Origin of the sequence: Frankia sp. AgPm24 (assembly GCF_023243055.1) — a bacterium.
GTDB classification, from domain to species: Bacteria; Actinomycetota; Actinomycetes; order Frankiales; family Frankiaceae; genus Frankia; species Frankia umida.
This window is the reverse complement of record NZ_JALKFW010000004.1, coordinates 218975-230781: the sequence shown is the minus strand read 5'-3', so window position 1 is coordinate 230781 and position 11807 is coordinate 218975. Positions and strand designations below refer to the sequence as shown.

9 protein-coding genes are annotated in these 11807 nt (G+C 72.9%); 4 read left to right on the top strand and 5 right to left on the bottom strand.

The features are described from left to right. Positions 1-436: 436 nt before the first annotated feature. Entirely contained in the window at positions 437-658 is a 222-nt protein-coding gene (locus MXD61_RS03155; protein ID WP_248811345.1) for a hypothetical protein, read from the bottom strand. A 146-nt stretch (positions 659-804) separates the two neighbouring features. Next, positions 805-1590 (bottom strand): LuxR C-terminal-related transcriptional regulator, encoded by a 786-nt coding sequence (locus MXD61_RS03150; RefSeq protein ID WP_248811344.1) that lies wholly within the window; start codon positions 1588-1590, stop codon positions 805-807. 1078 nt (positions 1591-2668) lie between these two features. On the opposite strand from MXD61_RS03150, the gene MXD61_RS03145 reads away from it, so the two are divergent. Continuing rightward, positions 2669-3235, top strand: coding sequence for a hypothetical protein (locus tag MXD61_RS03145; protein ID WP_248811343.1), 567 nt, complete (start codon positions 2669-2671; stop codon positions 3233-3235). A gap of 99 nt (positions 3236-3334) precedes the next feature. On the opposite strand, the gene MXD61_RS28300 is transcribed toward MXD61_RS03145, so the two are convergent. From MXD61_RS28300 to MXD61_RS03130, 3 genes are all read right to left on the bottom strand, one after another. After that, positions 3335-6649: a LuxR C-terminal-related transcriptional regulator gene (locus MXD61_RS28300; RefSeq protein WP_248811342.1), complete on the bottom strand. Its 3315-nt coding sequence runs from the start codon at positions 6647-6649 to the stop codon at positions 3335-3337. 160 nt (positions 6650-6809) lie between these two features. Then, a complete protein-coding gene (locus MXD61_RS03135) occupies positions 6810-7109 on the bottom strand; it encodes a DUF4193 family protein (RefSeq protein ID WP_248811341.1) in 300 nt (99 codons plus the stop codon). A gap of 476 nt (positions 7110-7585) precedes the next feature. Further along, positions 7586-7978 carry a co-chaperone GroES gene (locus MXD61_RS03130; protein WP_248811340.1) on the bottom strand — a complete coding sequence of 131 codons (393 nt, stop codon included), beginning with the start codon at positions 7976-7978 and terminating at the stop codon, positions 7586-7588. A 255-nt stretch (positions 7979-8233) separates the two neighbouring features. Here MXD61_RS03130 and MXD61_RS03125 point away from each other — a divergent pair, with 255 nt between their 5' ends. The 3 genes from MXD61_RS03125 to MXD61_RS03115 all read left to right on the top strand — a co-directional run bounded on the left by MXD61_RS03125 (position 8234) and on the right by MXD61_RS03115 (position 11601). Further along, positions 8234-8902, top strand: coding sequence for a hypothetical protein (locus tag MXD61_RS03125; RefSeq protein ID WP_248811339.1), 669 nt, complete (start codon positions 8234-8236; stop codon positions 8900-8902). A 232-nt stretch (positions 8903-9134) separates the two neighbouring features. Continuing rightward, a complete protein-coding gene (locus MXD61_RS03120) occupies positions 9135-10925 on the top strand; it encodes a hypothetical protein (RefSeq protein ID WP_248811338.1) in 1791 nt (596 codons plus the stop codon). Between the two features lie 229 nt (positions 10926-11154). Next, positions 11155-11601, top strand: a complete 447-nt coding sequence (locus tag MXD61_RS03115) for an ATP-binding protein (RefSeq protein WP_248811337.1) — start codon at positions 11155-11157, stop codon at positions 11599-11601. Positions 11602-11807 lie beyond the last annotated feature (206 nt).

Here is an 11807-nt window from a genome sequence, read left to right as displayed (position 1 = left end):
CCGGCGGCAGGGGTCAGTGACCGAGGCGACCCGGACGGCGAGAGTGGTACTCGACCGGCCAGTACACCGCCAACCTAGCCACAGCCCACCATCGATCGCAAGCCGGCAGGAGGCCCATCATGGTCGCCGATCGGACACCGTCCATCCGGGCGACAGGAGTTGGGCCGCACACGAACCGGACATAAAATAATGTAATGGACATTACACCCACTCGGGGGGTGTTACCGCCCTTTGGGTGTGCTTTTTCGGACGCACCCTTCAGCGGCCCGATCGATATCTTCCCGGCGCGATCCATGCGAGATCGGCAGAAAATTGACCAAACGCCATAAGGCCGATGTGGATATACCGTCGGAGAAGGCCACGGAACGCCAGGCGAGACGGCGATCAGGCGGAGTGGGACGATTCCCGGCGCGCCTCGGACCCCGATCGCGGGCGGTCAGACCAGGGGCCGACCGCCCGCGATCGGGCGGGCTGCGCAGCACGCACCTGCGGGCAGGTGACCATCGGGCGCGGGTGGGGTCACCGCGACCGTGATCGGGTGGCTGCCGGCCCGGGCACCTACCAGGTGCGCGACCGGCTTGGTACCGGCGCGGAGCCGGCCGACGATGACGAGAGTGGGCACCGTGCGGCGCCAGGGCAGCTCGCCAGCCAGCAACATCGTGCCTTCGCGACGTGCACGTGCCAGTCCGCGGTGACGTCAGCGCGTCGGGCCGGCCGGAGGCCGAGCTGACGCGGACGTACGACGTCCAGACGATCCATCGGCCGCGGGCACCGGCCGAAGCGGACGGGTAGCGGCGCGGATCGTCACGGCCGGGGCGGGCTCGGCGGTGCGAAGGCGCTGGTCTCGCGCTGCCAGGCGATGGCGAGCTGGGTGCGGTTCGTGCATCCCGTCGCGACCAACGCGTGGGTCAGGTGGTGCTTGACCGTGTCGATGCTGATGCACAGTGCCTCGGCGACCTGCCGGTTCGACCGACCCTCGGCCACCAGGCGCACGACGTCGCGTTCCCGCGCCGAGAGCCGACCGGCGACCGAGGGCCCCGGGTCGGTGCGGATGTAGAAGCGCAGCAGGTTGCCCAGGTGCCGCCCGAGGACGGCGCCGACGGCCCGGTCCCGCGGGCCGAACGCGCCGGGACGGGAGTCGAGCAACGAGATCAGCGCGCCGACGTTCGACGGGCCGAACAGGCGCACGAGCAGCTTCGCGTGGATGCCGTGGGCGCGCAGGAAGCGCTCCAGGCGCATCCGCACCTCGGGCCGCTCCGGCACGCCGAGGTCATCCAGCGTCGCCAGACCACGCTCGCGGACCGAACGCAGACTCTCCGGGTTGCTCAGCGCCTCGAGCTCGCGGTAACGCTCCATGTAGGGACCGGCCAGCCGCAGGGCCAGACCGCGGCCGGTGGGCCGGGCGTCCTGGAAGGCGGTCTCGATGGAGGAACCGAGGAAGAAGGCCGAGTGTCGGTAGCCGAGGTGGCGGGCCATGCCGTCGAGGGCGAGTTCCCGGAACGAGGCCAGCGACGAGGCCCGCTCACAGTCCTCGACCACCCGCAGGATGCCGCGCAGCTCCGCGGCACCGAGGGCCAGGTCGCGGGGCATCGGCGCACCCGCGCGCGCCGCCGTCGCGCCGGGGCGCACCGGGGCACCGGCCGCGCTCCGGGCACCGGCCAGCGGAACCTCGCCGCGCCCCAAAGGGGCCCCTGTCAGTGGCCCCGCGGCCCGGGTGTGAGACAGTGGTCGCGCGGCGGCGCCGCCCGCACCCGTGGCCGGTGCGGGATGCCTGGTGGCCGCGGCACGGTGCGGTGCGACTGGCGAAGCCGATGGGCTCACCGGGGCGTGCCGCGCCATACGTCCCACCACACCGAGGTCTGTTGGTGTGTCCACGGTCACGCCGATTCGCGGCTGATGGGGTAGGTCCTCACCGATATCATCAGCCGGGCGGGGGACTCGGTCGTTCACGTGTGCCTCCGGGGGTCATACGCAGATGTGCACCGGGCGGGGCCCGGTGGTGGCAGCGCACCGGGCGGGGCCCGGTGGTGGTGGCTACGTCACCGGATGAAATTCCGGTGAAGGTGGACATGTTCGGCAAGCGTAGGGCCCGCCTACCTTGCTACGCCAGCACTGACCCACGCCCCTCGTCTGTTATCCGGACAAACCCACCACTCAGGTGGGAGAAACACGCCCCCAACCGGCCATCTCTTGTCCGGGTTACGTCGTGGACCCCGCAGAACACTCGTTTGCGTGACGCTCGCCTCTCCCGCGTACCCCCCCATTGGGCTACCTTGCCAGAGGTTCAGGCGCTTTCCGTGGCCGCCTTACGGCCGCTTCGTGGCCCGCCCCGGCCTCTTCCGGCCGTCCCACGAACAGGCGCGGCCCTTCTCCGGGCCCACAGCCCAGACTGGTCCCCGTCCGCCCGGGCCCTACCCCTCACGTCGGGTGATACGTCTCGCGCGCAACGTCAGAGCGCATGGGACGCCGTCACGCAGGGAACAAGACAGCTGCACCAGAACGGAAGACGCATCACCTCCGCCGGCCGGCGGCGGGGTTCCTGGCCTATGCGGCGACCCGCACCGGACGCGGATCGAGTGATGCGGCCACGCGCCACCGATTCCCTCGTCCCTACGGCGGCGATCCCGCCACCGCGACGGGATGAACGGGGTAAACGGGGTGAACGACGATGACATTGGGACTGTCGGTCTTCCTGGTCGCCGTGGGCGCCGCGCTGCGCTACGCCCTCACCTGGCGGCCGGGGGGAATCGATCTTCAGGTCCTCGGCCTCATTCTGATGGTCGCGGGCATCGCCACCGGCGTCATCTGCGTGTTGCGGGCCGTCCTTCGGACGCCGGCGGCACGTGAGAACGCGCCGCTCGTCCCGTTCCCCGATCGAGCGGCCCGAGCCCGCCCGGACGAGCTGACCAGCGACTTCCCCGGGACGGACGGGGATGCCCTCGGGCCGGTCCCGACGACCCCGCCGCCGTACCGCGACCTCGAACGCCACCTGTTCGCTTCGGTGTTCGACCACACCCCGGCCCTCGACCACACCCCGGCCCTCGACCACATGTCAGCGTCCGACCACATGTCGGCGCCCGGCCGGGTGGCGGATGCCGCCAGCGCACCCCTGGCCCACGCCGCGTCGGTGGCGGCCGAGATCGACCCGACCCCGGAGTCACTCACCGACGACGAGCGCCCCACCCAGCCCGGCGCCATCGACCCCGGTTGGCAGGGCAGCCGTCAGCCCGGCTGACCCGTGGGCGACGGACCCCGCGGGCGACCGGGCTGACCGTCAGCCGCCCGGTGGCCCGCGCCACCATCCGCTCCAGGCGGATGACTCCAAGCGGATGACTCAGAGCAGATGCAGCTCACGGGCGCGATGGACGGCGTCTCGTCGGCGGGGGACGTCGAGCTTGCGGTAGATGCTCTTCAGATGTGTCTTCACCGTGTTGACCGAGACGTAGAGCTCGGCGGCGATCTCGGCGGTGGTGAGCATCGTCGGCAGGTAGCTGAGCACCGCGAGCTCACGGTCGCTGAGCCGGTCGCCGGCCGTCGGCGTCCCGGACCGGCGACCGGCGACGGGCGCCGGTCCGCGCTCCCAGGTTCCCGGCCCGGACGGCCGCCCGGGGGCGCCCGCACCGCTCGGGCTCGGGGCCTCGCCCGCGCCCACCGGGCCGCCAGGTCGGATCGGTGCGCGCGGACCGGCCGGTGCGGGGACCCGGACAGTCCCCGCATGCTGCGCGGCCCGCACGGACGACGGCCCAGGGCGGGGGCCTGGCGCCGACACGCCGCCGGAGGGCGATCCGGCGGGCAGCGCCTCCCCCCGCACCGACGCCCCGATCGTCACCCTCTCGGTCACGGGCCGCCCGGACGGCGCCCTCCCGGGCGTCGGGACCGTGGCGCTCTCCCGGGGCAGCATCCCGCGTAGTTCGGTGACGAACCTCGGATGCGCGCTCGACAGCCCGGGATGTGCGTCGAGCAGTGCCGTCACCTCGCTCCCGAGGTCGAGGAAGGGGCTGGCGAAGCCCTCGTCCTCGGCCAGGGCCAGCCCCCGGGCGAGCAGATCGGTCGCCCGGGCATGATCGTCGCGACGGGCCGCGATGACCGCGGCGAACACGCAGGCCGTCACCGTCGGCCCGCCTCCCCCGCCGGCCCGCAGCAGCGCCGACACCGCCTGATCGGCGGCCGTCAGGTCCGCGCAGCCAAGTTCGACCCGGGCCCGGGCGAGCAGCCGGACATGGTCGGTCTGGCGCGACGGAGCGCCGCGTTCGAGCACCGCCCGGGCCGCCTGGGCGTTGCCGCTCGCCAGCAGCAGGTCGATCTCGGCGGCCTGCCACAGTGACACGCTCAGCGGCGGACCGGTCGGTCGGCTCTGACCGCCGAGCAGCCGCCGGGCGGCCCGCAGATCGTCGGGATGGCCAAGCCGTTGCAGCAGCCTGGCCTGCCAGATCGTGACCAGGTCGAGCAGCCCCGGCGGATGACCACTGCCCTGGCAGGCCCGAGCGGCCTGCAGGTGCCGGGCGGCCAGTTCCCGGTCGACCCGGCCGAGGGCCACCACCACGAGGGCGAGATGGGCCTCGAGTACACCGGTCGGCGCGACCGCACCCGGCCGGTCGAGCGCCTGGTCAGGTTCGGCGGGCCGCGCCGTCCCCCCGACGAGCGCCAGCACGTCGCGCGCGTGGGACTCGGCCAGCCGCAGCCGACCACGCAGGGCGAGGGCGAGAGCGAGGGCACCGCCGGCGGACGTCGCGACCGCCCGTGAAGCCGCCGACCGCGCCGCGTCGAGCGCCGCCAGAAGATCGTCCGCCGCGGCGTCGGGCCGACCGAGCCACAGGTGCGCGCGCCCCCGGCCGCACCGGGCCAGCGCGTACACGATCTCGTCGACGTCCACCGGCAGCGCCGTCCTCCCCGCCGACGCCGCCAGCCCCACCGATGCCTCGGAGGCCTCGGGCGGCTCGGAGGCCTCGGGCGGCTCGGAGGCCGGCGCGTCCGTCGATGGCGTCAGCGCTGCCGGAGCGGTCGAAGTTGCCGAAGTTGCCGAAGTTGGCGGGGTTGTCGCCGGTGGACGCAGAAGCCGGCGGGCCAGGCTCTGCATCTGCTCGGGCGCGCCGGCCAGCTCGGCCAGGCCCAGGTCGATCAGATCCGCCTGCACGCCCAGCCAGCGCCGCCGCGACGCCGGGGCGACCGCGATCGCCTCCCGGGCGGTCCGCAGCGCCCCACCGGCCCGGTCCGGTTGACCGGCCCGCAGCGCACGGACGGCGACGACCAGTGCCCATTCCGCACAGTGCGCGGGGGCGGCCGGCAGCCCGGCCAGGGTCGAGTCCAGCACGTGGGTCGGGCCCAGCAACGCGCCGACCAGCCCGGCCTGCTCCGGTCGCCCGGACCCGTCGAGCAGCAGGCAGGCGGCGTACCACCAGTCGCCGGCCTGGGCGGCGTGGCGGATGGCGTCCAGGGGACGGCGGTGCGCGGTGAACCACAGCGCCGCCCGCAGGTTCAGCTCGTCCACGTCCTCGCCGCGGTCGCGGGCGAGGTCGGCGCGCAGCATCGCCGCGAGCAGTCGGTGGTAGCGGTAGCCGCGGTCACCGGCGAGCTCCACCACGAAGCCGTCGTGTTCGGCGAGGTCGGCCAGTCGGCCCGCACCCGGCAACGTCGATCCGTCAGCGACCACGACCTCGGCGAGCGGCCCGGTGACCTCGTCCAGCAGGCTGGTGCGCAACAGGAAGCGCCGCGCCTCGGGGGAATGCCGATCGAGCACTTCCGCTCGCAGGAAGTCGGCGATGTCGGGTGCTCTGGCCAGGACGTCCTGCGCCCGACCGAGTACCGGTGCCGGCGCCGCCCCGGATGACAGCCCGGCGGCGTCCCGGGGTTCGGGGGGAGCGCCGGCGGCGAGGGCCAGGCGCAGACCGGTCGCCCAGCCCTCGGTCGCGCCCACCAGATCCGCGACGGTGTCGGGTGGGGCGGTCCGCGGGTCCGGCTGGTGCAGCCGTAGCAGGTCGACGGCTTCGCGTTCGGAGAAGGCGAGGTCGCGCGGCCCGAACTCGGTGACCCGGCCGTCGGCACGCGGGCGGTGCAGGGCCATCGCCACCGAACGGCCGGCCACCACGAGGCGCACCCTGTCCCCCGCGTGTTCCAGCAGCAGATCGAGCCCGCCCAGATCGGCGGCGTGGCGCACCCGATGGACATCGTCGAGCACGATGACGACCGGCTCCGTCCGGGTGGCGAGCAGGTTCGCCAGTGGCCGGTAGTCGGTCGCGGTCGCCGGGGCCGACTCGTCGCCGTCGCGTAGTGCGTCCGGCCCGACGATGCCCGCGAGCCGCAGCCCGTGACGCAGCTGCGGCCACAGGGCCAGGCCCGGTTCGCTTTCGGCGGCTGATCGGGTCGCCGGGTCGAGCCGAATCCACACCAGGGGCGGTCGGCCGGAACGTCCCACCGACCAGGAGGCCAGCAGCGTGGTCTTGCCCCAGCCGGCGGACGCGCACAGAACGGTGAGCGGCCGGGCCATCGCCGCGTCAAGATCGGCCCGCAGTCGGGACCGGTCGACGAATCCGGCCGGCGCCGACGGAACGACGAAGTTGCCGTGCACCAGCGGCAGCCGCGCCAGGGCATGGCCTGACGGCACGCCACCGGGCAGCACATCACCGGCTATCGGTGCCTGTTCGTCCCGCACTCCACACCACCCCCACGGCAATCTCGCCCTGGGTAGTGGTACAGCTACTTAGACGGAGGGGCAACTCGTGTCGGCCTCCGGACGCCAAGCACATCGGCCGGCGCCCGGAGCAGGCGGGACGGGATGGGACGAGTCACCTCGCCGCCAGGGCGGCGGCCGACTAGGCCGCGCAGTCCGAGCAGACCACCCGCCGAGGGTCGGCCAGCTGGCTGCGGTGCTGCACCAGGAAGCACCGGGTGCAGGTGAACTCGTCAGCCTGACGCGGCAGGACCCGCAGGGAGAGCTCCTCGTCGCGTACCTCCGCGTCCGGTAGGTCGAGTTCGGTCTCGAGAGCGTCCATGTCGTCGCCGAGATCCGCGGCCGCACCAGCCCGCTGCGCCTTCAGCGTCTCCAGGCTCTGCTCCTGAAGCTCGTCGTCCTCCACGTCCGCGCTTCGCCGAGCGTCGAAGTCACGCGCCATGCGTCCTGTTCCCTTCCCTTTCTCTACCGTCGCTCGCCCACTGGCCATGCCAAGGCCGATGACCACACCGATGGGACCGGGTCCACCGGACACACGAAACTCCACAACCCGGCACCCGAAGACATCGGACGGCTACCGTACGCAGCAAACCCGGGGACGCGGTGACTACCGGGCCAGTGTCCGCATTCCCGGTGCCTCACCACATCCAAGGGTCCCGGCCGGAACGCGGATCTCCAAAGCCGAGCGAAGGATACGGGTCACAACCGCGCCAGGCCAGACAGGGGACCAGCCGGCGCGGTGTCTGTCCCACCACATTCACGACCGGCCACCACGGCCCGGGCGGCGCACTCGTATGCCGACCGATGCGGCACCGTACACCATTGCGGCCCGGGTATGACGACAGGTGGTCCCCGCACCGCTCCAACGGCACCCGCGGCGGACCACCCGCGGCGCGGATCAGGCGAGGTTCGCGCCGCTCAGAGGTACAGGCCGGTCAGCCCGTCATCGACGCGCTGGGCGGCCACCGCGTGCACGTCCCGCTCCCGCAACAGGATGTAGGTGGTCGAGTGGAGCTCGACCTCGGCCCGCTCCTCGGGGTCGTACAGCACCCGGTCGCCGACCTGGATGGTGCGTACCGCGGTGCCCACGGCGACCACGTCCGCCCAGGACAGCCGCTTGCCCATCTGCGCGGTCGCCGGGATCACGATGCCCGCCTTGGAGCGCCGGTCGGCGGCGTCCTCGCGCGGCTGCACCAGCACGCGGTCGTGCAGCAGCCGAATCGGCAGGGCGCCGGCCTGGGTGACACCTGCCGGGACGTCCATCCCCGTCATCGGGTCGACTCCGTTGACACCGCCGGACACAACAGTCACAGCTGGGGACACTACCCGTCCGCCACCGGGATGCCACAGGGATGCCACTCAAGTCCGATTCCGCTGGCGACTTCTTGCGGCGCAGAGAGTGCTGAACCATACCGGAGCGGGAATGCTCTCCCAACGGGGTATAAGCTGCCGCCCATCGCCGCCCGGGCTGGCGCTGACGGGCGACGTGCCGTGGCACCTCATCGCTTGTCTGTTGGCGCCTGCGAACCGTCGGCACGTCACGAACCTCAGGGATGGGGCACCACCATGGCATTGCGCATCAGTGTCGATCTCGATGGACTGCGCTGGGCCGATCTGTTCCGTTTCGTCGATCTCGCCCGTAACGGCGGGATCAGCGCGGAGGACCAGGTCGACGTCATCACCTACGGCAGCGATCCCATGTCGGTGAGCCTCTCCGCCCGCATCTACCCGGCGGCCGAGGGTTTCCTGTCCACCGAGCAGGCGGACCCGAACGGCGATGGCCGACACGGCGCCCCGCTGTCGATCGCGCCGGGTGCGGCCAGCGCGAACGGCTCCGGCGGTTACGGCTACGACGGGGGCGCCGCCGAACGGGCGGCCGCGGCGAACGGCGCGCACTACCCGGCGTTCGACAACGCCCAGGATCGCTCCGCGGCGCCGGGCACCCCGCCCATGCCGCCGTACGGGCCGAGCTACGACACCCCCGGCGACCGGGGCGCACAGCAGGCCGCCGGCCACTACCCGGCCTTCGACGGCCAGGCCGACCGGATGCCACTGGCGAACGGAGCCGGCCAGTTCGCCGGCTTCGAGTCGTTCGACCGCTCCGCACCGGGTGAGAAGCCCGGCGGCACTCCCGGCCAGGTCGAAAGTCCCTACATCGAGGAGTTCGCCCGGCTGCAGGAAGGCCTGATGCGCCAGGTGCGTCGCACCGACGAGGTGCGGCCGGAACGCTCCTGATCAGCTGGGAGCCGAAACGTCGACGGACCAGAGCGCACGTGCGGCCGCAGCGGGCGGGGCGAGGCGGGGGCCCCCAGGGGCCCACCGCCGTTACGTCGCGTAACGAAATTTGGACGCTCGGCGCCGCTTTGGGCCTGTTCACGGGCGCGGAAGGTAAGGCGTCCGTAACAACACCCTCTTTCGTTCTACACCGTTCGCGCCTTCTCGGCCGCTATGGTGCATGCTGCCTGTGATGGACGATCCGCGGCTTGCCGACGTCGAGCAGTATCACGGGCGACTGCGCTCCGAGCTCGACGTCATCGCGCGTGGGCCGGTACTGGTCGGTCCAAAGATCATCGAGCACATCAACTCCCTGATCACACTGATCGACCTGCACCAGCCGAACGAGTTCGAGCTCTGCCTCAGCTGTGACCGGCTCTGGCCCTGCGCCTCGATCGTGGCGATCACCGGCATCGCGCCCGACGATCCCAGCCAGGACGGCGACGCCGATCTCGCGCCGCTCGGCCTGCACGCCGGTGCGGCGGGCGATCACTGCGAGGAGCTGCCGGCACCGCGGCCACCGGTCGGCCGCATCCTGCCACCCCCGCCGACCGCGCCTGTTCCCATCGCCCCGCCGCCGGCGTCCGCACCACCGCCGTCCACACCACCGCCGTCTACACCCATGCCGTCCATACCGCCGCCGTCCGCACCTCCCCCCGCCGTGCCCATGCCGATGGCACTGGCCGACCGGTCCGAGCGCCCGTGGTCCCAGGATCCCCGCCGCGAGACGGACCGCCGCTATCCCACCGCCGCCCGCCCCGGCGACGACGCCAGATACAGCCAGTACGGGCAGGAAGCCCAGTACGGCAACGGTCGACCCGAGCCGGACGGCCAGTACGGCGAGGATGCCCGCCACCGCGAGGACGCCCGTCTCGGCGACGAGGCTCGGCGCCGAGACGCGAACCGGTACGACACGCAACGCCGCCCTCGCGACGAGCAGCGTTACGGCGACGAACGCCGATACGCCGGCGATCCGCGCGGCGTCGAGCGTCGGCCCGTGAACGAGGTCCCCTACGGCGCCGTCCCCTACGGCGAGGACGCCCCGTACACCGAGGGCACGCGGCGCGACAGCGAGCGCCACCCCGACGACGTCCGACGTCGGGGTGGCGCCAGACCCGGCGATCAGCCCGCCGGCCCGGCGGCCCCGCCCGTGCGCCAGCCCACCACGGCGCGCCGCTTCGACGATCCTGGCCGTGGCGCGCCGGCCGGCCCACGACCAGGCCCGATGCCCTCCGGGTCCGGCGTTCCCTTCCCACCCGCGCCCGCTCGGCAGGCACCCGGTCAGCCTCGGCCCACCGGCGCGGTGCCCCGGTTGCCGGGTGTGGCCGCCCCCGAACCAGCATCCGCGCCACCGGCACGTCCGGCCGATCGCGCGGCAGTGCCCCGCTACCCGGACGGCATCGCGGTACCCACCTCCCGTCCGGCGCCACCGATCTCCGGACCGGTCGAGATCACCGGCCGCTCCGGGTTGACCGCGGCCCGAACGGGCGACGGCGGCAACGGTGCGGCGGACCGTGGCGCGCCCGTCACCGGCTTCGGACCGGGCAACGGCTTCGGACCGGGCAACGGGTTCGGACCGGGAGAATCCGGGCTGGCGGGACTCGGGCCACAGGGACACCCGCCCGCCGCGATGCCCGTCGATCGGCTCGGCGTGCCCCGACGGACCCCACCCGAGCCCACCCACGCCCCGCGAGGGGCGATGGGTGGTGCCGGGGCCGCGGGGTCGAACGCGCGCCGGGCCGCCGACGCCCGCGCCGCCGAGCACCGGACGGTCCGCCCGGCTCAGCAGCCCGCTCAGCGGCACGCGTCCCCGGCGCTGCCGGGACTGTCACCGCGGTCCCCACAGCCCGTGACGGGCACCCACAGCGGCACGAACGGGCTCTCCCCTGCGGCCGCCCTCGTCGACCAGGCTCAGGTCGACGAGGTCACCAGGGCGTGGCTGGCGCGGCAGGAATCGGTCCTTGATGGCATCGACGTGATCTGAGTCGGTCGGCCGCGGATCTCGCTGTCCACCGCGGCGCGTCGCCCCCTGCCGGGGGGCCGCACGCGGTATCCAGGTGCGACCGGTGGAGGAGAGACGACCCGCGGCCACGATCGACGCAGGTTTGAGGTGCCGGACAAGGAGGCAGGTACGCGTCGCCGGGCAGCGTGCCCGACGCGAGGACGACACCGCGTGCCGGAGCCGTTCCGCTCGATCCCACGGAAGGTGAGGCGTGGCCGGAGTACTGACCGCACGCTTCGACCTGCCCGCCGAACCCCGCGCCGCCGGGCGGGCGCGCCGGCTTGTCACCGAGCTGCTCGCCGCCTGGAACCGGACCGAGGCGATCGAGGTCGCCCAGCTGCTCATCAGCGAGGTGGTGACGAACGCGGTCCGATTTGTCGGTGACCGCGGCGCACTACGGCTGACCGTCACCCTCAGCATCGACCGCATCCGCATCGCGGTCGATGACGGGAGCTCGTTGCATCCCACGTTGCGGCTGGCCGACGACGACGACGAGTCGGGGCGAGGTATGCGTCTGGTGGCGGCGCTGGCACTGCAGTGGGGGATCGTGGACCGCCCACAGGAGCAGGGACCCGGCAAACAGGTGTGGTTCGACCTACCGCGCCAGCCGGACCCCCCGCGACAGGAGGGCTCCGTGGAGGTCGCCTGCGGCACCTGAGCGCCCGGGTGTCGGAGCGGGAGCGCAGGCGCCGCACCCAGCTCGGGACCGACCCTTCACAGGTAGTCCAAAATATCCGCTTTTATTATTATGAAGTAATGCAATCCAGCTCGAACTGACCGGGCGGGAGGTCGCATGACGTGGCGCAGAGCGAGTGGCGCACCGCCGACAGCATCTGTCGGTGATAGTCGGGTCTGCGATACGTA

Excerpts from the sequence above, each read along its gene's own strand:
- MXD61_RS03155 (WP_248811345.1), bottom strand. The coding sequence starts at position 658 with ATGTTGCTGGCTGGCGAGCTGCCCTGGCGCCGCACGGTGCCCACTCTC.
- MXD61_RS03135 (WP_248811341.1), bottom strand. The coding sequence starts at position 7,109 with ATGGCGCGTGACTTCGACGCTCGGCGAAGCGCGGACGTGGAGGACGAC.
- MXD61_RS03120 (WP_248811338.1), top strand. The coding sequence starts at position 9,135 with ATGGACGATCCGCGGCTTGCCGACGTCGAGCAGTATCACGGGCGACTG.
- MXD61_RS03145 (WP_248811343.1), top strand. The coding sequence starts at position 2,669 with ATGACATTGGGACTGTCGGTCTTCCTGGTCGCCGTGGGCGCCGCGCTG.
- MXD61_RS03125 (WP_248811339.1), top strand. The coding sequence starts at position 8,234 with ATGGCATTGCGCATCAGTGTCGATCTCGATGGACTGCGCTGGGCCGAT.
- MXD61_RS03150 (WP_248811344.1), bottom strand. The coding sequence starts at position 1,590 with ATGCCCCGCGACCTGGCCCTCGGTGCCGCGGAGCTGCGCGGCATCCTG.